The following is an 18368-nucleotide window of genomic DNA, read 5'->3' as shown; positions in this document are numbered from 1 at the left end:
TCCATATAGATAAAAACTTGCTCCAGGTCAGATCCTATACGCGCTCGGTCGCCTGCTGATTGATGCGTGTCGCGAGGACAAAGACCAGCAGCGAGAACACCGCCGCATCACGCCAGAGAACCGAGAAATAACCACCCCATAGTGATTCGACCATCCCGACAATGGCTGCACCGAAGGCTGCATGCAGTGGTCGGGAAAATCCGCCAGCGGCCGTGATAAAAAGGATTTTCAAACCGAAGATCATGCCGGTGTTGAAGCTAACATTGCCATAGTAAAGTGCCGCGAGAAATCCCGCTAATGCGCAAACACCGTAGGCAGCCAAGATCGCTTGTGTCCTCACTTTTCCTGGGTCGATGCCGCACATCGCCGTTGCTACGGGTTCATCACTGACAGCGCGCCAGATGCGGCCAGCGGAAGTTTGCAGCATGATTATCTCTCCAGAAGCAATCACGGCCAAGGCTACGACAATGTTGACCACCTGCATTTGTGTCAGGCTGATGTCTATCTCCGGCCCCAGTAATGGTACCGGTGAAGCGAGCATCGGCGGCAGCCAATAATCCCTTGTGTTGGCAGCAATCCGCGACAGTTCCATCAAGAAAATGCTAAGCCCAAGCGTAGCAACCAAAACGGTGTTGCGCGTTCCCGTGTCGAGCGGGGCGTAGATGAGTTTGGCTATGGCGTAGCCGCCAATAGAGACATAGACGATAGCAATCAGTGCCCCGAACGATAGCGCTGCAGGGAGCGTCATCCAGAGAACGGACCATCCGAACGCAGTCGCAAGGATGAAAGTCTGCCCGGAAAAAGCAAAGATGGCGCCTAGGGAAAGATCTGTACGATGCGTGAGGCCATGGATCAGCACATAACCGTAGGCGAGCAGCGCGTAGAGCGCGGCATTGTGGATGCCGTTAAAAACGAGTTGAAGAAAATACGACATTTTGCGGCTCTCAGATCTGCCCCATTCTAACTTGCAAAACGGATTTTACCAGTTAGAATTTGGGTATGACGTTTGACTGGAATGCTCATCGATTCAGTGGAGGCGTGCTGGCCCTCGATCTCGCCAACACCGTAATTTTTCGCGAGACGCGGGAGCGCTCGCAGGACCGTCTTGCTGATCCGGCCGAAATGCCACGGTTTGCGACGGCTGCTGCAAATTTCAGGCGGGGAGAATGGGGTAACGTACAATTTAGTTCTCCGACATCGAGCGGCGAAATAACGGTGCTGATCGACGTTCGGGAGGCGATCAATGAGCTGTTCCGGACGGCCGTTCGTGGTGGCGGGTTTAGGCCAAAACCGTTGTCGGTTTTCCTGCGCCTTGGTTCCGAGCTCTTCGGTGACGAGCCGAGCGGTCAAAACCTGGCACTGCCGCGGCCTTGCGAACAGAGGCGCGAATTGCCTTTGGCCTCCGCAGCCTTCCTTTCCGGCGTGCGCCTGTTCGAACCGGCGAGACTCGAACGAGATCAAGATATGTCCAAATTGTCATTGGCTGTATTTCGATGAAAGCCGTAATCGCAGCCGGCGTTGGTGTGACATGCGCGTGTGTGGCAATCGAGCGAAGGCGCAACGGCATTACAATCGAAATTCAAAACAGGCAGGAAACGATCATGTCTGAGGGAGTAGGGTCTTTTCGACGTATTGTCCTGTCGGCCGTTCTTGCCAGCACGCTCGGTTTGGGCGCTTGCCGCGACGCGGGCGAGGGTGACTATGTGAATGTTTCCGGCAAGATTTTCGTTTTCAACTACCGGATCGCGCAGGCGACCTATCTCCTCACACTCGCAAAAATCAGGCCCTTGCCTGACGGGAGCATGTTGGAGACGACTTTTGAAAACCCGTCAGGTGGGGATCCGTTTATCGTTAGGCAGAAAATATGGCCCATGATGGACAAGATCACCGTCGAGAGCCCGCCGATCAAATGCGTCAAGGCTAACCGGGAATATAAGGTCAGTATGCGCCTCGAAGACGCTAGCGGGAAATTACTGCAGACAATTGAGCGGAAAATGATTTCCGATGTCGATCAGTCTGTAATGCCCGGAAAACCACTTGTTGTCGGCCCGTTCTACGACACAAATCCCGATAAGAATTCCGAGGATGTCTTATCCACAGCCTGTCCATCGTCATAGAACCAGCGGCTTTTTCAGCGCTGTTGACGTAAAGCAAACTCCTTTTAGGAATTGGTAATTCTGTTTTTCGATTCCTGATGTCTGAATTTTCCCCCTCCCAAAATTAAACGATTTAGATGGATGTCCACCCTATAACCCAACGGTGTTCGCCTTCGAACGTTTTCGTCGGCGTATCCCGGCACGGGTAAAGTTATTTGCGGGCGGCATGGATGACTATTGAACGCAATGAGAGCAGCTCGCTCGAACTCACATCTCTTCACACGCTATATGCGAATAAAACCGCTGTTTGGCGGACGTCTGTTGTCCAGATCATCGCGACCTTGATGATCTATATCAAGACCGGTCACCCGATCTACTCGGCCTTTGCGCTTGCGTTCTTTTTGACCATCCTGGCGAGGACGGCCAATGCCATCGCTTTCGAACAGACGGATTTATCGACTGCCACTGATGCAACCTTGAAGAAGTGGGAGTGGCGCTATCTGTCCGGCGCGCTGACGACGTGCATCTTGCTCGGAATGCTATGCTTCGTGAGTATCTATGTTTTGGCTGATCCATCGGCAGCGATCACAAGTGTTGTTATCGCGGTCGCATCGATGGTTGCCTTGGTGACGCGAAATTATGTTTCGCCCATGGTCGTCGTTGGTATGTCGGTCGGAATTCTTGCGCCACTATTCGTCACGTTCATCTTGCTTGGCGGATTCTATAACTGGCTCCTCGCCTTGCTGATCGTGCCGTATTTCTGGAGCAATATCGCGATCGCTTCGAGATCTGCGCCGGGCACTCTTCGATGCACTGCTGGGCAAAAGGCAACTTGGTATTGTAGCCAATAATTTCGATGCGGCCCTCAACGGCATGCCTCAGGGCTTGTTGATGTTCGACAGCGGTCAGACCATTACGGTCGCAAATATGAGGGCGGCAAAGATGCTGGGGTTTGATCGTCCGGAAACGCTACAGGGGCGCTCCCTTGATGTGCTGCTGCGCTTGGCGCAATTGCGGGGGCACTTCAACGACGATACGCTGGCATCGCTGCGTGTAAAGATGCGGGATCTCCTGAACGGCTCAAAACAGCGCGACACGTTTGTTTCACCCGCGAACCGCCATTACGAATTTACTGCCACACCCGATCCGCAACACGGAACCGTTCTGGTTATTCAGGACGTCACGCGCCGCGCCGATGCGGAAGCCCAGATTAACAGGATGGCGCGGTATGACAGTTTGACGGGTCTTCCTAACCGCAGCCAATTCGCGGAGGTCGCCGGCGCCTACACGGGTACAGTTCAGCTTGGCGCACAGATTGCGCTGATGGTTGTCGACATCGATGGGTTAAAGCGAACGAATGACACGTTTGGACATCGTATCGGCGATGAGTTATTGCGCGCCGTCGCCGACCGCCTGGCTTCCGTGGACGCCAGCCAAGCTGTCATCTCGCGCTTTGGCAGCGACGAATTTGTGCTCCTGTTTGCTGCAACGTCACATGACGAAGCGCTGCTGCGCGTCGAGCGGGTGATGGCAACGATCTCAGGGCAGTACATTGTGTCTGGCCATGAGATACTGATCGGCGTCCATTCGGGTGTCGCGATCGCGGAGGCGACGAAACTAGATTTGGCAGCCATGCATATGAATGCCGATCTGGCGCTCGACGTTGCCAAAAAGGAAACTCAGAAGAAATGGGCGGTCTTTGTTGACACGATGGATCACTCGTTCCGGAGCAAGCAGCGGCTCAAGGGCGATTTGCGCAAAGCCATTGCCGATGGTGCCCTGTCGGTTGCCTACCAGCCAATCGTCAATGTTCGCACATTGCGCATGACTGCGTGTGAAGCGCTTTCCCGCTGGGACCATCCCGAATTCGGAGCAATATCGCCAGCGGAATTCATCCCCATGGCAGAAGAAATGGGACTAATTTCGGAGCTTACCCGAAGCGTCATTGAACGTGCCATCATGGACTGCAGCAAATGGGAATCCCGGATCGCTGTATCGGTAAATTTATCGTCGCATGATCTGCGGAACATGGACATGGTCAACATCATTCATTCCACATTGCGCCGGCATGATATCGAGCCGCATTTGCTTGAAGTGGAAGTAACGGAAGGTGCGATCATCACCGATCGCGAAACGACGGGCAGCGTTCTCGCAGAACTCAAAGACTACGGCATACAGGTCGCCATCGATGATTTCGGAACCGGTTACTCCAGTCTGAGCTATTTGAAGGACCTCCCGGTAACGAAGGTCAAGATCGACCGGTCCTTCATCGCAGACATCGTCAAGGAAGGTCGCTCGCTGAAACTTCTGCGCGGTATCGTCCAGATGTCCCATGAACTGGGCTTGTCTGTGACGATCGAAGGGCTTGAAACAAGCGAGCAATCCGAGCTTATCAACCAATGGATTGGTGCGGAATATGTCCAGGGATACCTTTATGGTGCGGCCATGTCTGCGGACGAGATCGCAAAGCTCCTTGACATTCCAATGGAGCAGAGATTGCTGGCCGCAAAAAACGATCTTGTTCCGCTACTGCATTGATCTTCTTTGACAGCTTGCAATAGTATCGGCGGCGGGTTGCTGTGGAAATTGCTGCTATTCCGGCTTCAGGAGGAAGGACGCCAACATGATTGCTCAAATCGCCATTGCTCCGCTCGTAGCGTTGATTGCGGGCATTGTTATCCTCATAGCTCCTCGACTGTTGAACTACGTGGTCGCGCTCTATCTGATCATCATCGGCGTCGTGGGGCTTTTTCCTAATCTGCTCAATTAGTTGGCCCAAATCTGCTCAATTCGTTGGTATTGAAGCAATCCTTGGTTTCGGAGAAACAGTCTATTTGATTTATATCGATTGAGTCTCCCATGAGCGACCATCTGCGCATTGCACTGATGCGGCGTTTTCGCTATTGCCATTACAACATCGACTATAAGAGGTTTTGAAGATGGCCGAACATCACGATACTTCGCCCGCGGAATTGGGCGCTCCCATGGATTACAAGGAACATGAGAGCACTTACAATCTGTTTCTTACGCTCTCAAAATGGGGCGTGATCTCTTGCTTGGCATTGGTGGCTGCAATGGCATTCGGCTTTTTCGCCGGCGGGTTCTTCTCGGCTACCGTTCTGTTTATTGTTATTTGTCTGGCTGCTTGGTTCCTTCTCTAGATCAGCCAAACCGGGTGGAATGCCCTATCAAAAGCCGTTCGTTCGAACCGGTCGCATCTCAGGGTTGCCAATCGTTATAAGCGGGAAAGGCGCGCTGGCTCCAGGGCCACTGTCTTTGTAGTGATAACTTGCTTGGGGGATGAAGAGCTTGGCTCAGACACTATTCATACCGAAAGAGATTGATGCCAACGAGCCGCGGGTTGGCGGTTCGGCGGAGACAGTCAAAAAACTTATCGGCCTTGGCTTTACCGTCATTGTGGAAACGGGTGCCGGTACGGCATCGCGTATTCCGGATCGTGAATTCGAAGCTGCCGGCGCAACTATTGGCAAAGCTGCGAATGTCAAGGACGCCGACGTTGTTCTGAAGGTGCGGCGTCCGAGTTCTGCCGAGCTGACTTCCTACAAGCGCGGGGCGATTATCATCGCCATGCTCGATCCCTATGGCAACGATGCTGCGGTCAAGGAACTGGCAGATGCCGGGGTGACCGCCTTCACGATGGAGTTCATGCCGCGCATCACTCGGGCGCAGGTCATGGACGTGCTTTCCAGCCAGGCCAATCTTGCAGGTTATCAGGCGGTCGTCGATGCGGCGGCAGAGTATGACCGGGCGCTGCCGATGATGATGACGGCGGCGGGCACGGTGCCCGCGGCCAAGGTGTTCATCATGGGTGTTGGCGTTGCCGGCCTGCAGGCTATCGCCACGGCACGCCGTCTCGGTGCCGTCGTTACCGCGACGGACGTGCGCCCCGCTGTTAAAGAGCAGGTCGCCTCGCTCGGTGCCAAGTTTCTTGCCGTTGAGGACGAGGAATTCAAGGCGGCGGAAACCGCTGGTGGTTATGCCAAGGAAATGTCGAAAGAATATCAGGCAAAGCAGGCAGCGCTGGTCAATGACCATATTGCCAAGCAGGATATCGTCATCACCACGGCGCTCATTCCGGGTCGTCCCGCGCCACGCTTGGTGACCCGCGAGATGGTTGCGCGCATGCGCCCGGGTTCGGTGCTCATCGATCTTGCGGTGGAGCGCGGCGGCAATGTCGAAGGCGCGGTCGCCGGCAAGGTCGTTGAGGTCGACGGCGTCAAGATCGTCGGGCACCTGAATGTTCCCGGCCGCATTGCCGCCACCGCATCGCAGCTTTATGCAAAGAATCTTGTGGCCTTCTTTGAGACGCTGGTCGACAAGGACAGCAAGAGCGTCAAAATCAACTTCGATGACGAGCTGGTCAAGGCAACCGTTTTGACCCATGGCGGCAAGGTGGTTCACCCGAATTTCGCCAGTGCGGCAAGTGCGGCAGCACCGGCTCTGGCCGCGAAGACGGCTACCAAGAAGGCCGCCCCTGCCAAAGCGCCGGCCGCAAAGGATGCGCCCGTAAAGGTAGAGGCCAGCAAAGCGGCTCCCAAAAAATCCCCGACGCCGAAACCGGCTAAGGCGGCTGCCCCCAAGGCTGCATCCAAGAAGACTGAAGGAGACGCGTGATGGCTGATGCTACACTCGAAAAGGCGCTTGAGACGCTGAACCAGGCCACCGAGATGGTGCGCCGGGCGGCCGAGTCGATGCCGGATGCGGCTGGGGCCGCGGCCCACGCGGTCACCGGCGGCGCGGTCGATCCCTTCGTCTTCCGCCTGGCGATTTTCGTGCTGGCGATCTTCGTCGGCTATTATGTAGTCTGGTCGGTGACACCGGCTCTCCATACACCGCTTATGGCCGTCACCAACGCCATTTCCTCGGTGATCGTTGTCGGCGCACTGCTGGCGGTCGGTCTCTCGGCCAGCGGCGCGGCCACAGGATTTGGCTTCATTGCGCTCATTCTTGTCAGCGTCAATATCTTTGGCGGCTTCCTCGTCACCCACCGCATGCTCGCCATGTACAAGAAAAAAGAAAAGTGAGATTTGAATGATGAGCGTGAATTTCGCAACTTTTCTTTATCTTGTCTCCGGCGTCCTGTTCATTCTGGCGCTGCGCGGCCTGTCGCATCCGACCACCAGCCGTCAGGGCAATTTCTACGGCATGGCCGGCATGGGCATCTCGATCCTGACCACGCTGGCTCTGGCCGAACCGAGCCTGAAGGGTCTTGGCCTGATCGTCATCGGCCTTGCCATCGGCGGCAGCGCGGGAGCCTATATCGCCAAACGCATCGCTATGACGGCCATGCCGCAGCTGGTTGCCGCCTTCCACTCACTCGTCGGTTTTGCCGCTGTGATGGTTGCGGCCGCGGCCATCTATGCGCCGGCCTCCTTCGGCATCGGCGAAGTGGGTAGCATTCATGGCCAGGCGCTTGTTGAAATGTCGCTTGGCGTTGCCATCGGTGCCATCACCTTTACCGGCTCGATCATCGCCTTTTTGAAGCTCGACGGGCGCATGTCGGGCAAGCCGATCATGCTGCCCGGCCGCCACATCCTCAATGCCGCCCTGCTGGTTGCCATTGTCGTGCTGGTCGTGGCGCTGGTCCTGACCGAAAGCCATGCGGTATTCTGGCTCATCGTCATCCTGTCGCTGGTCCTCGGCGGGCTGATCATCGTGCCGATCGGTGGTGCCGACATGCCGGTGGTCGTCTCCATGCTGAACTCCTATTCCGGCTGGGCGGCAGCCGCGCTTGGCTTTACACTAGGCAACCTGGCGCTGATCATCACCGGCGCCCTGGTGGGCTCATCCGGTGCAATCCTCTCCTATATCATGTGCAAGGGCATGAACCGCTCGTTCATCTCGGTCATTCTCGGCGGTTTTGGCGGTGAGACCGCCGCGGCCGGCAGCGGCGAGGTCGAGCAGCGTCCGGTCAAGCAGGGCTCGGCCGACGATGCCGCCTTCATCATGAAGAATGCCTCCAAGGTCATCATCGTGCCGGGCTACGGTATGGCCGTGGCGCAAGCGCAGCACGCGTTGCGCGAGATGGCCGACAAGCTGAAAGCGGAAGGCGTCGAGATCAAATACGCCATCCATCCGGTGGCCGGACGCATGCCCGGGCACATGAACGTGCTTCTCGCCGAGGCCAACGTCCCCTACGACGAAGTGTTCGAGCTTGAAGACATTAACTCGGAATTCGCTCAGGCGGACGTTGCATTCGTCATCGGCGCAAATGACGTGACCAACCCGGCCGCCAAGACCGATCCGAAATCGCCGATCTTCGGCATGCCCATTCTCGATGTCGACAAGGCTGGCACTGTCCTCTTCATCAAGCGTGGCATGGGCTCGGGTTACGCCGGGGTCGAGAACGAACTGTTCTTCCGCGACAACACCATGATGCTCTTTGCCGACGCCAAAAAAATGGTCGAAAATATTGTCAAGGCACTCGATCACTAAGCGTAAATTGATGGCGATACTGAAAAAGCCCGCCAGAAGTGGCGGGCTTTTTATTCAGATCAGTTCTTGCATTTTCTGCTTCAGCGCTTTCTCAAAAGCAGCCAATCTGCCCGCAGTAATCTTCTCGGTATCATAAAACGACAGCATGGAAAATCTTGCCCCTGGCGCACAGGGGCCAATAATGGCTCGCGACAGGACACGGCGAACAGGCCGAAACATAATGAACCAATCAATCCACCAGGGCGATCCGAGCGTTGTTATGGCAAGGCAGGCTTGCAGCTGTGTAAGCTTTGGGACCATGCGTCCGAAATCTGGCGCGTGATGGTAGGCTATGCCGGGTACGAAGACCCGGTCGATCCAGCCCTTCAATATGGCGGGCAGTCCGAACCACCACGTGGGGAATATAAGGACAAGCACATCCGCGATCTGAAGGCTTTCTGCGTCCTCGGCGACGGCACGGCAATCATACTCTGAAGCATAGTAGCTTTGCCGCTCGCTTGATGTAAGGCGCGGATCGAAATCCCGTTCGTAGAGGTCGACGATATGCAGATCGTGACCGGCCTCGGCGATCAAGGAAGCAGCGAGCTTTGTCAGATGTCCGCAAAGACTATTCTGAAGCGGATGGGCGAGCACAACGACAAAGCGCTTGCCCACGGTGCATCAAGAAGTTTTGCGTGTACGGGCGAGCCCATCGAGGGCCGGTTTGTATTTTGGATCAAGCTGTACGGCCTTGGCGTAGGATTTCGCCGCACGGGCTTTGTCGCCACGGTGCTCATAGATCAGCGCCTGGTTGGCCCAGCCTTCGGCAATCGTTCCGTCCAGCTTGATTGCTGTATTGAAGTCGTCGAAGGCATTGTCGTCATCGCCGAGAGCGACATAGGAGATGCCGCGGCCGTTATAGGGTTCAGCAGCATCCGGCTGCAGCGAGATGGCCGTCGAGAAATCCTCAATTGCCTGCTTGTGCTGATTACGCGCCTGATAGATCAGTCCGCGGTTGTGATAGGCGCGCGCATCAGTCGTGCTTAGCTGGATCGCCTGCTGGAAATCATTCAGGGCCTGATCCAATTGTCCAGACTGACGATAAAGGTTGCCGCGCCCGATATAGGCAGCATCGTACTGAGGATTGATCTGTATAGCCTTGCTGTAATCTGCCGCTGCCTGAGCTGTATTGCCCATATTGCGGTAAACAAGTGCCCGGTTGGCATAGGCCTGATAGAAATTGGGGTTCAACTGAAGCGCAGTGTTGAAATCCTTGATCGCATCATTGTTGCGGCCGGCACGGCCAAAAGCGGAACCGCGAACATTGTATGCTTCCGGGTCTTTCGGATTGTTGCGAATGACGTCGTTCAGCGAGCTTATGTTCTCGGTGGAGCCCTGTGCCTTGTCAATTCCAGTCATATCAGCTGTGGAGGTGCTCTGACATCCAGCGATTGCCAAGGTAAGGACCGAAGCAATTACCAAACCGGAAAAGCGCGCCGACTTGAAGGTTGATCGAGTTCCACGATACGAAATCATTTCAACTGAATTGGTCATGCTTTATGTGTCCCGTACTACCAAGAGCTTTGCAAGCTCTATTGTTCCGATGGCACCAAACGAAAAAAGGGCGGTGTGGCACGTGCCACTCCACCCCGTATTCGGGTCAAGGCGTCGATAAAATGCTGATCAACGAGCCGCAGAAGCGCGGACCGGAGCCTTGCGTGCCGGCATTGGCAGAAGGCCTTCGCGCTGTGCCTGCTTGCGGGCAAGCTTACGGGCACGGCTGATTGCTTCTGCCTTCTGGCGGGCGCGCTTGATCGAAGGCTTTTCGTAATGATCATGCATCTTCATTTCGCGGAACATGCCTTCGCGCTGCATCTTCTTCTTGAGAACGCGGAGAGCCTGATCAACATTGTTTTCGCGTACGAGTACCTGCACGTTTTATCCTGTATAGCTTAGAATTTCGTTGAGCCCGGCTCGCCGTACCCAATCCTTATTGATGGGACAACAAACCAGACTTCGCGACGGTCATCCATCGCAAACTGCCGTGGGCATTATCAGAAAGTTGGTGGGATGTCCATGCTTTCGATGGGCAAATCGCCGGATATTCTCGCGGTCTGCGGGCAGCTTGTCCGGAATCTTAAATTAAGCGGCGTGGAGCGCCAATCTCCGTCGCAAAATGGCAAAAGACCTTTGGACGGATGCGATACTGATGCGTTAAAGCAAGCTTCCACGCCATAAAATCGATGTCGATTTCTGGACAGGGTCTTGTGAAAATCTCTGAACAATCGCTCTGCGAAGGCCAACTGGTTCGCAAAGGAATAGTTAATGCGGAAATATTCGGTGTTTGCTCTGGCCCGCGAAGCCCTGCGTGCTCACAAAGGCTGGGAGCAGCAATGGACATCACCAGAACCCAAATCGGAATATGATGTCATCATTGTCGGTGCAGGCGGGCATGGCCTGGCGACCGCCTATTACCTTGCCAAGGAACACGGCATCACCAATGTCGCGGTGCTCGAAAAGGGCTGGCTCGGGGGCGGCAATACCGGCCGCAATACGACTATCATCCGCTCCAACTACCTCTATGACGAATCCGCTGGCATCTACGAACATGCGGTGAAGCTCTGGGAGGGCTTGAGCCAGGATCTCAACTACAACGTGATGTATTCGGCGCGCGGCGTGATGATGCTCGCGCATAATATTCATGACGTTCAGGTGTTCAAGCGCCACATCCACGCCAACCGGCTGAACGGCATCGACAATGAGTGGCTCACGCCGGAACAGGTGAAGGAATTCTGCCCGCCGATCAATCTCTCGGCCGACGCCCGCTATCCGATCATCGGTGCGGCCCTGCAACGGCGCGGCGGTACCGCCCGGCACGACGCCGTGGCCTGGGGCTATGCCCGCGCAGCAGCCGATCGTGGCGTGCACATTATCCAGAATTGCGAAGTTACCGGCATGCGCCGTGCTGCCAATGGCGCGGTCATCGGTGTCGATACCAATCGCGGTCCGATCAATGCGAAGAAAGTCGGTGTCGTCGCCGCCGGCCATACATCGGTGATTATGAACATGGCCGGCGTACGCATGCCGCTCGAAAGCTATCCCCTGCAGGCGCTCGTCTCAGAACCGGTCAAGCCGCTGATTCCCTGCGTGATCATGTCCAATACCGTTCACGCCTATATTTCCCAGTCCGACAAGGGCGAAATGGTCATCGGAGCCGGAACGGACCAGTACACGTCCTACTCGCAAACGGGTGGCCTTCACATCATCAATCACACGCTCGATGCGATCTGCGAGATGTTCCCCGTACTGACGCGGTTGAAGATGCTCCGCTCCTGGGGCGGTATCGTCGACGTGACACCGGATCGCTCGCCCATCCTCGCAAAGACGCCAGTGCCTGGTCTCTATGTCAATTGCGGCTGGGGAACAGGCGGTTTCAAGGCGACGCCGGGGTCAGGCAATGTGTTTGCCCACACGATCGCCCGTGATGAGCCGCACCGGATCAACGCGCCGTTTACGATCGAGCGCTTTACCACCGGCCGCCTGATCGACGAAGCGGCCGCCGCTGCTGTCGCGCACTGAATTCAAGAAACGAGACGAAGACGATGCTTCTCATCAAATGCCCTTACTGCGAAGAAGAGCGCCCGGAACTGGAATTCCGCAATGCGGGTGAAGCGCATCTCGTGCGTGCTGCCCCGATCGTCGAGCAGTCTGACGACGATTTTGCCGCCTATCTGTACTTCCGGCAGAACCCTAAAGGGCTGCAGTTCGAACGCTGGCGGCATATTCATGGCTGCGGGCGGTTCTTCAATGCCGTGCGCGATTCCGTTTCGGACAAGTTCCTGACCGTCTACAAGGCCGGTGAGCCGCGCCCGAACGTGGAGTTGCTCCTCTCCCGGCCAGCCGCATCGCCAGACCCGGTTGAGCAGCCAGCATCGACACGCGCGCCCCGCGCCAAGAAAGCAGAGGTGTAAGCCGTGAGCACGTCTATTCATTCAGGAAGCAACCGTATTGCCGGCGCGGGCCGATTGACCCCGGCGAAAACCGTACGCTTTACGTTCGACGGCCAGAACCTGACTGGCCTCGAAGGCGACACGCTGGCCTCCGCGCTGCTTGCCAACGGTATTCACCTGGTTGGCCGCTCGTTCAAATATCACCGTCCGCGCGGTATTCTCTCCGCAGGCAGCGAAGAGCCGAACGCATTGGTTGATATCGAGCGCGACAAGTCGCGCAAGCAGCCCAATGTGCGTGCGACCGTGCAGGAAATCTATGACGGGCTGAAGGTCAAGTCACAGAACCGCTGGCCATCGCTGACTTTCGATGTCGGCGCCGTCAATGATGTCTTCTCGCCGATGCTGCCCGCGGGCTTCTACTACAAGACTTTCATGTGGCCGAAATTTGCCTGGAAGACCATCTACGAGCCCAAGATCCGAGCCGCCGCAGGTCTCGGTGTCGTCCCTGGCGAGCCAGACACGGATCGCTATACCAACCGCTTCGCCCATTGCGATGTGCTCATTGTCGGCGCGGGCGCCGCTGGTCTTGCCGCAGCGCTGAGCGCGGCATCGACCGGTGCCAAGGTCATTCTTTGCGACGAGCAACCCGAAGCCGGCGGCGCATTGCGCTATGAAAGCGACGTCACCATCGACGGCGTTTCAGGCCATGAATGGGCAGCTGCGACGGTTGCGAAATTAAGGGCGATGGACAATGTCACCGTCCTCAGCCGAACCACGGCTTTTGGCTATTACGCGCAAAACTTCGTTGGTCTGGTCGAGCGTATCAGCGACCATCTCAGTAATCCCGGCTCAGATATGCCGCGCGAACGGCTTTGGCAGGTTCGGGCGAAAAAGGTGATCCTCGCCACTGGTGCTATCGAACGGCATATGGTGTTTGCCAATAATGATCGCCCGGGGGTCATGCTGGCTTCGGCTGCTCGAATGTTCCTCAACCAGTACGGGGTTGCGATTGGCCGGAAGGTTGGGGTCTACACTTCCAATGATTCGGCCTATGCCGCGGCGATCGATCTGAAGCGCGCCGGGGTCGATGTGCCTGTGATTGTCGATACGCGCGACGATCCATCATCTGCGGTTGTCAACGAAGCCCGCTCGCTTGGTATCGAGGTCTTGACTGGGCATGCCGTCTATAGTGCCGGCGGCAAACGCCGCGTATCGTCGATGTCGATCCAGCCAAACCGGGGAGGCAATGAGCGCAAGGTCGCCATTGACGCGCTGATCATGTCCGGTGGCTGGACACCGTCGGTGCATCTGTTTTCCCAATCACGCGGCAAGGTCGCGTGGGATGCTGAAAACGAGCGTTTCCTGCCTGGCACATATGCGCAGGACTGCGTTTCTGTCGGCGCCTGCAACGGGACAGACGGCCTGCAAGCTACACTGGATGAGGCTTTCGCAGTTGGCGGCGGCAACGCCAAATCTATTTCTGCGACCGGCGGTACGGACTGGGTCGGTGGTATGATCGGCTCGGCACCTGGCGCTGGTGCGGACACAACCGTCAAGGCCTTTGTCGATTTCCAGAACGATGTGACGGCGAAGGATGTGCGGCTCGCCGTGCGCGAAGGCATGCACTCGATCGAACACGTCAAGCGTTTCACCACCAACGGCATGGCGACCGACCAGGGCAAGACGTCCAATCTGCATGGCCTTGCGATTGCCGCCGAAGCGCTGAATCGGCCAATTCCGGCCGTCGGGTTGACGACATTTCGCGCGCCCTTCACGCCGGTCACATTCGGCGCGATCGTCAATCACGCGCGGCATGATCTTTTCGATCCGACGCGGTGTACCCCCATGCATGCCTGGCATGCGGCACATGGCGCGGCCTTCGAGGATGTCGGCCAGTGGAAGCGTGCCTGGTATTATCCCCAGGCTGGCGAAGACATGCATGCGGCGGTCAACCGCGAATGCGTTGCCGTGCGCAATCAGGCCGGCATCTTCGATGCGTCGACGCTTGGCAAAATTGAGGTGGTCGGGCCGGACGCCGCAAAATTTCTGGAACTCCTTTATACCAACCCTTGGGAAAAGCTCGGCGTCGGCCGCTGCCGTTACGGTATCATGCTGCGCGAAGACGGGTTCATCTATGATGACGGTGTCGTCGGCCGCCTCGCTGAGGATCGTTTCCATGTGACAACGACGACCGGCGGCGCGCCGCGCGTCATGCATCACATGGAAGACTATCTCCAGACTGAATTCCCGCATCTCAATGTCTGGCTGACCTCGACGACCGAGCAATGGGCGGTGATTGCCGTACAGGGTCCGAAGGCCCGCGAAATCATTGCGCCGCTGGTCGAAGGCATCGACATGTCCAACGAAGCCATGCCGCATATGAGTGTGCGGGAAGGCAAGATCTGCGGCGTGCCGACACGATTGTTCCGGATGTCGTTTACCGGGGAGGCCGGCTACGAAATCAACGTGCCTGCTGATTACGGTCAGGCGGTGTGGGAGGCCGTCTACGCGAGCGGTAGGCCGCTTGGCCTGACGCCCTATGGCACGGAAGCGATGCATATCCTGCGTGCGGAGAAGGGTTACATCATCGTGGGTCAGGACACGGATGGCACAGTAACACCGCAGGACGCCGGCCTCACCTGGGCCATCGGCAAGAACAAGACAGACTATGTCGGCATTCGTGGCCTTCTGCGCCGTGATCTGGTGGCGGATGGTCGCAAGCAGCTTGTCGGGCTGAAAACCGTGGATCCGAAGATCGTGCTGGAGGAGGGCGCACAGATCGTTGCCAACCCGAACCAGCCGGTGCCGATGACTATGATCGGTCATGTGACCTCGTCCTACTGGTCGGAAAATTGCGGCCGCTCCATCGCCATGGCGCTGGTGATCGATGGGACAAAACGGCTTGGAGAAACCCTCTACGTACCTATGCCGAACGGAGTGATCGAAGTGGAAGTAACCGGAACAGTGTTCTTCGACGAAAAAGGAGAGCGTTTGAATGGTTGAGATGATCCAGGCAACACGGTTGCATCCCCTGCAGGCGGGCTCAGTATCAGTAGCCCTGGCTGACAATGCGACGCGTGTCTCGCTTCGCGCGAGATCAGACGCGATCCCGGCGCTCTCCAAGGCATTGGGGCTGAATCTGCCGGTCAAGCCGAAATCAACTGTCGCGAACGGCAGCCGCACCGCCATGTGGATCGGTCCCGACGAATGGCTCATTATCGACGGCGCAGATAGCAGCCTTGTTGCTGACCTGGCAAAAGGACAAGTGCTGCACTCCGCAGTCGATATTTCACATCGCAATGTCGGTATTATCGTTTCCGGCAAAGGCGCGGACAGAGTCGTCAATGGCGGATGCCCGCAAGACCTGTCGCTCAAAGCGTTTCCAGTGGGAGCCGCGTCCCGGACTGTTTTCGGCAAGATCGAGATTGTCCTGCTGCGTACCAGCGAGAACAGCTTTCGTATCGAATGCTGGCGGTCGTTCTCGACCTACGCCTACGGTTTTCTGCAGGAATCAGCGCGCGACGCCGCTGTATAAGACAGACTCCGGCATAAGGTCAGGACCTGTTGATCTGGTCCAAATGGTGTGAAGCTTTTCGTGCGGATACGAGGAGAAGAGGCGACGGCAATGTTTATTCATTGTCGTGCCTTTGCGACACAGTATCCGGGCGAAAAGGCCATATCCGCGGATGCCGAGACGGCGGCCAACTGCGGTATGGAGCTGCTTGACCGGGGAAGACCCCGCCCTTCGCGTATCTCCTCGAATTTTCTATCTCTCCCAATGAAAAGGCAGCACAGCGGTCCACCCGCATCAATTTTATGTTAGACGTCCTGATAATTGAACTGCCGGTCGCAATTACGCCGCCGTCTGGCTTAAAGAGATGCCGGTGACCGCTGATCTCGCGTGGTCTCTTTGCTCAGAGAAACGAAATGGCTGTCAAAAAACGCCTGGTTGTCAATTTTACGGGCTATGAGGGATTACATCCTGACGCGGTTCGCGGGCGCTATCTGAACAGTTCCGCCGATTTCAACAATCTCTGGCACGCGAAGACCCGAGCAGGGTCAATGGTGCCACAGGGGCAGAACATTGCATCCATGCAGATCGCAACGAGCGGCGCCAACTGGCAAACACAAACCGAGTTTTGCCAATATGGCGCAGCGGATATTTTCGACGCCTATGCCGCGCGGAAAGTTGCCACGCGCTTTGCCACGGGATTGATGGCGTTTCTCGATATTCTGCTGACGGGTACGTTCTGGCGTTACCTGCGCACCAGCTGGCGCTTCTGCGTCTTTTTCATGTGGCCTTTTGCGCTTGCCTGCTTCATCACGCTGGTCACGGTAGCCATCGGACTGTTGCCATTATTCGCCGGTTACAGCGCCCTTCATCTGCTGTGGACGATCCCGCTCGCGCTGGCAACTGGCCGGCTTCTAATCATCTGGCCAGGCGAAAAATTATTCTTTTCCTATCTGCTCGATGACTGGGCGGCCGCCTCGGACCGCATCCACGGCCGCAATCCTAGCCTCCTGCAACGCCGGCACGCTTTTGCAGATCAGTTGGCGGAAAAGCTGCGGACAACCGACGCGGATGAGGTCCTTATCATTGGGCACAGCCTTGGCACCGTTCCTGCGGTGGAAGCTATCGCCGACGTCTGGCGCAGCGATCCGGAGCTGCTGAAGCGGAAGCCTGTGTCGTTGCTGGCGGCGGGCTCCTGCCTGTTGATGATCGCTTTTCATCCGCGAGCGGCTGGATTGCGTGAGGACGTGCGGATTGTCTGCCAGGACACACCGGTCCTATGGGCGGAGTTCCAGACGATCACCGATATCATCCATTTCTATAAATCCGATCCCGCGAAGGCGCTTGGCATCAAACCGCGAAGCGCGCTGACAATCCGGCGGATTCGTTTCAAACATATTCACAGTGCCAAGCGCTACGCGCGTGCCAGGAAGAATTTTTTCAAGATGCACTTGCTGTTTCTCAAAGGGGCACAAATTCGCAATCCCTACGACATAGGCATGTTCGTACAAGGTCCTTTTGCGTTTGGGGATCTGGTAATCAGATATCAGAACAGTGCAGCGCCGCTCGACGAGGCGGGCAGGGTCATGGAACCGGCCTGACGCCTCTGCTCAATCCATTTCGGGCGGATGTTCGAGCACGGCGATGGTAAGCCAGTTGGCAACGAGCGCCGGCTTGAGCGAACCTTCGATCTCAAGGGTCACTTCGTAATTATTGAGCACGCGGCCCGAGGGGCGGATATCAGCATCCACCAGCTTGAAGTGCGCCCGTACCTGCTTGCCGGACTTGACCGGTGCCATGAAGCGCACCTTGTCAAAACCGTAATTAATGCCCATCGTTGCGCCCTCGATCATCGGCAAGGCTTCGTAGGCAAGCGTCGACAGGAGCGAGATCGTCAGGAACCCGTGCGCGATGGTGCCGCCGAAGGGCGTTTCCTTCTCGGCGCGTTCCGGATCGGTGTGGATGAACTGATGGTCATCGGTGGCATCGGCAAACTGGTTGATCATCTCCTGGCTGACGACGCGCCATTCGGAACAGCCGATCTCGGTGCCAACCGCTTGCTTCAATTGCTTGAGCGTAATCGCTTCTTTCATGATGTTCAGCTTTCCACCGGCTTCTTCAAACTCTTGCGCAGTCGATAGCCGGTTATGCCCCGGTTGTCATCCCTTGCATGAGAGGTTGCGCCCTGGACGCCGGGAACCTGGCGATTTGTGCTTGGTTATGGGAAAGATCAGATGGTGGGCGTGACAGGGATTGAACCTGTGACCCCTACGATGTCAACGTAGTGCTCTCCCGCTGAGCTACACGCCCATCTGACCGGGCGCATACACCATATTGAATCCGCTCCGTCAATAGCATTGCGAAGAAGTTATCAGG

General features: G+C 56.7%; 20 protein-coding genes and 1 tRNA gene. 15 read left to right on the top strand and 6 right to left on the bottom strand.

Annotated features, from left to right (window positions below):
* Nucleotides 1–34: 34 nt before the first annotated feature.
* Nucleotides 35–934, bottom strand: coding sequence for a branched-chain amino acid ABC transporter permease (locus N8E89_RS03875; RefSeq protein ID WP_262261198.1), 900 nt, complete (start codon nucleotides 932–934; stop codon nucleotides 35–37).
* A gap of 65 nt (nucleotides 935–999) precedes the next feature.
* Here N8E89_RS03875 and N8E89_RS03870 point away from each other — a divergent pair, with 65 nt between their 5' ends.
* The 10 genes from N8E89_RS03870 to N8E89_RS03825 all read left to right on the top strand — a co-directional run bounded on the left by N8E89_RS03870 (nucleotide 1000) and on the right by N8E89_RS03825 (nucleotide 8552).
* Nucleotides 1000–1497, top strand: coding sequence for an ABATE domain-containing protein (locus N8E89_RS03870; protein ID WP_262261197.1), 498 nt, complete (start codon nucleotides 1000–1002; stop codon nucleotides 1495–1497).
* The gene (locus N8E89_RS03865; RefSeq protein WP_410010356.1) at nucleotides 1457–1609 is read left to right on the top strand and encodes a CGNR zinc finger domain-containing protein; all 153 of its coding nucleotides are present in this window, start codon (nucleotides 1457–1459) and stop codon (nucleotides 1607–1609) included. The genes N8E89_RS03870 and N8E89_RS03865 overlap by 41 nt, the downstream gene beginning before the upstream one ends.
* Nucleotides 1602–2117, top strand: coding sequence for a hypothetical protein (locus N8E89_RS03860; protein ID WP_262261196.1), 516 nt, complete (start codon nucleotides 1602–1604; stop codon nucleotides 2115–2117). Before N8E89_RS03865 ends, N8E89_RS03860 begins: the two co-directional genes overlap by 8 nt.
* A gap of 209 nt (nucleotides 2118–2326) precedes the next feature.
* Complete coding sequence (locus N8E89_RS03855) at nucleotides 2327–2947, top strand: hypothetical protein (protein WP_262261195.1); 621 nt, start codon at nucleotides 2327–2329, stop codon at nucleotides 2945–2947.
* 40 nt (nucleotides 2948–2987) lie between these two features.
* The gene (locus tag N8E89_RS03850) at nucleotides 2988–4634 is read left to right on the top strand and encodes a putative bifunctional diguanylate cyclase/phosphodiesterase (RefSeq protein ID WP_262261193.1); all 1647 of its coding nucleotides are present in this window, start codon (nucleotides 2988–2990) and stop codon (nucleotides 4632–4634) included.
* 85 nt (nucleotides 4635–4719) lie between these two features.
* The gene (locus N8E89_RS03845) at nucleotides 4720–4866 is read left to right on the top strand and encodes a DUF3096 domain-containing protein (protein WP_106664240.1); all 147 of its coding nucleotides are present in this window, start codon (nucleotides 4720–4722) and stop codon (nucleotides 4864–4866) included.
* 169 nt (nucleotides 4867–5035) lie between these two features.
* On the top strand, nucleotides 5036–5257 hold the full coding sequence (locus tag N8E89_RS03840) for an aa3-type cytochrome c oxidase subunit IV (protein ID WP_106664239.1): 222 nt from the start codon (nucleotides 5036–5038) through the stop codon (nucleotides 5255–5257).
* A 148-nt stretch (nucleotides 5258–5405) separates the two neighbouring features.
* Nucleotides 5406–6731, top strand: a complete 1326-nt coding sequence (locus tag N8E89_RS03835) for a Re/Si-specific NAD(P)(+) transhydrogenase subunit alpha (protein WP_262261191.1) — start codon at nucleotides 5406–5408, stop codon at nucleotides 6729–6731.
* Nucleotides 6731–7141: an NAD(P) transhydrogenase subunit alpha part 2 gene (locus N8E89_RS03830; RefSeq protein ID WP_106664238.1), complete on the top strand. Its 411-nt coding sequence runs from the start codon at nucleotides 6731–6733 to the stop codon at nucleotides 7139–7141. Before N8E89_RS03835 ends, N8E89_RS03830 begins: the two co-directional genes overlap by 1 nt.
* 10 nt (nucleotides 7142–7151) lie before the next feature.
* Nucleotides 7152–8552, top strand: coding sequence for an NAD(P)(+) transhydrogenase (Re/Si-specific) subunit beta (locus N8E89_RS03825; RefSeq protein ID WP_106664292.1), 1401 nt, complete (start codon nucleotides 7152–7154; stop codon nucleotides 8550–8552).
* Between the two features lie 54 nt (nucleotides 8553–8606).
* On the opposite strand, the gene N8E89_RS03820 is transcribed toward N8E89_RS03825, so the two are convergent.
* The 3 genes from N8E89_RS03820 to rpsU form a co-directional block, all read right to left on the bottom strand.
* Nucleotides 8607–9206: an NAD(P)H-dependent oxidoreductase gene (locus N8E89_RS03820; RefSeq protein WP_262261189.1), complete on the bottom strand. Its 600-nt coding sequence runs from the start codon at nucleotides 9204–9206 to the stop codon at nucleotides 8607–8609.
* Nucleotides 9207–9212: 6 nt separating this feature from the next.
* Nucleotides 9213–10067 (bottom strand): tetratricopeptide repeat protein, encoded by an 855-nt coding sequence (locus tag N8E89_RS03815; protein WP_262261817.1) that lies wholly within the window; start codon nucleotides 10065–10067, stop codon nucleotides 9213–9215.
* Nucleotides 10068–10214: 147 nt separating this feature from the next.
* A complete protein-coding gene (rpsU, locus tag N8E89_RS03810) occupies nucleotides 10215–10466 on the bottom strand; it encodes a 30S ribosomal protein S21 (protein WP_099997993.1) in 252 nt (83 codons plus the stop codon).
* A 390-nt stretch (nucleotides 10467–10856) separates the two neighbouring features.
* Here rpsU and N8E89_RS03805 point away from each other — a divergent pair, with 390 nt between their 5' ends.
* The 5 genes from N8E89_RS03805 to N8E89_RS03785 all read left to right on the top strand — a co-directional run bounded on the left by N8E89_RS03805 (nucleotide 10857) and on the right by N8E89_RS03785 (nucleotide 17593).
* Nucleotides 10857–12110 (top strand): sarcosine oxidase subunit beta, encoded by a 1254-nt coding sequence (locus N8E89_RS03805; protein WP_262261187.1) that lies wholly within the window; start codon nucleotides 10857–10859, stop codon nucleotides 12108–12110.
* A 23-nt stretch (nucleotides 12111–12133) separates the two neighbouring features.
* Complete coding sequence (locus tag N8E89_RS03800; protein WP_106664234.1) at nucleotides 12134–12502, top strand: sarcosine oxidase subunit delta; 369 nt, start codon at nucleotides 12134–12136, stop codon at nucleotides 12500–12502.
* Nucleotides 12503–12505: 3 nt separating this feature from the next.
* Entirely contained in the window at nucleotides 12506–15484 is a 2979-nt protein-coding gene (locus N8E89_RS03795; RefSeq protein WP_245448746.1) for a sarcosine oxidase subunit alpha, read from the top strand.
* Nucleotides 15477–16016: a sarcosine oxidase subunit gamma gene (locus N8E89_RS03790; protein ID WP_106664233.1), complete on the top strand. Its 540-nt coding sequence runs from the start codon at nucleotides 15477–15479 to the stop codon at nucleotides 16014–16016. The genes N8E89_RS03795 and N8E89_RS03790 overlap by 8 nt, the downstream gene beginning before the upstream one ends.
* A gap of 392 nt (nucleotides 16017–16408) precedes the next feature.
* On the top strand, nucleotides 16409–17593 hold the full coding sequence (locus tag N8E89_RS03785) for an alpha/beta hydrolase (protein ID WP_262261185.1): 1185 nt from the start codon (nucleotides 16409–16411) through the stop codon (nucleotides 17591–17593).
* 9 nt (nucleotides 17594–17602) lie between these two features.
* Here the strand turns inward: N8E89_RS03785 and N8E89_RS03780 are convergent, their stop codons facing one another.
* Together N8E89_RS03780 and N8E89_RS03775 are read right to left on the bottom strand one after the other, a co-directional pair.
* Nucleotides 17603–18085: a MaoC family dehydratase gene (locus N8E89_RS03780; RefSeq protein WP_106664232.1), complete on the bottom strand. Its 483-nt coding sequence runs from the start codon at nucleotides 18083–18085 to the stop codon at nucleotides 17603–17605.
* Between the two features lie 142 nt (nucleotides 18086–18227).
* Nucleotides 18228–18302: transfer RNA gene (locus tag N8E89_RS03775), tRNA-Val, on the bottom strand.
* Nucleotides 18303–18368 lie beyond the last annotated feature (66 nt).

It is taken from the genome of Phyllobacterium sp. A18/5-2 (assembly GCF_025452215.1).
Classification (GTDB): domain Bacteria; phylum Pseudomonadota; class Alphaproteobacteria; order Rhizobiales; family Rhizobiaceae; genus Phyllobacterium; species Phyllobacterium sophorae.
The sequence above is the reverse complement of the archived record's forward strand: the minus strand, read 5'-3'. Positions and strand labels throughout refer to the sequence as shown.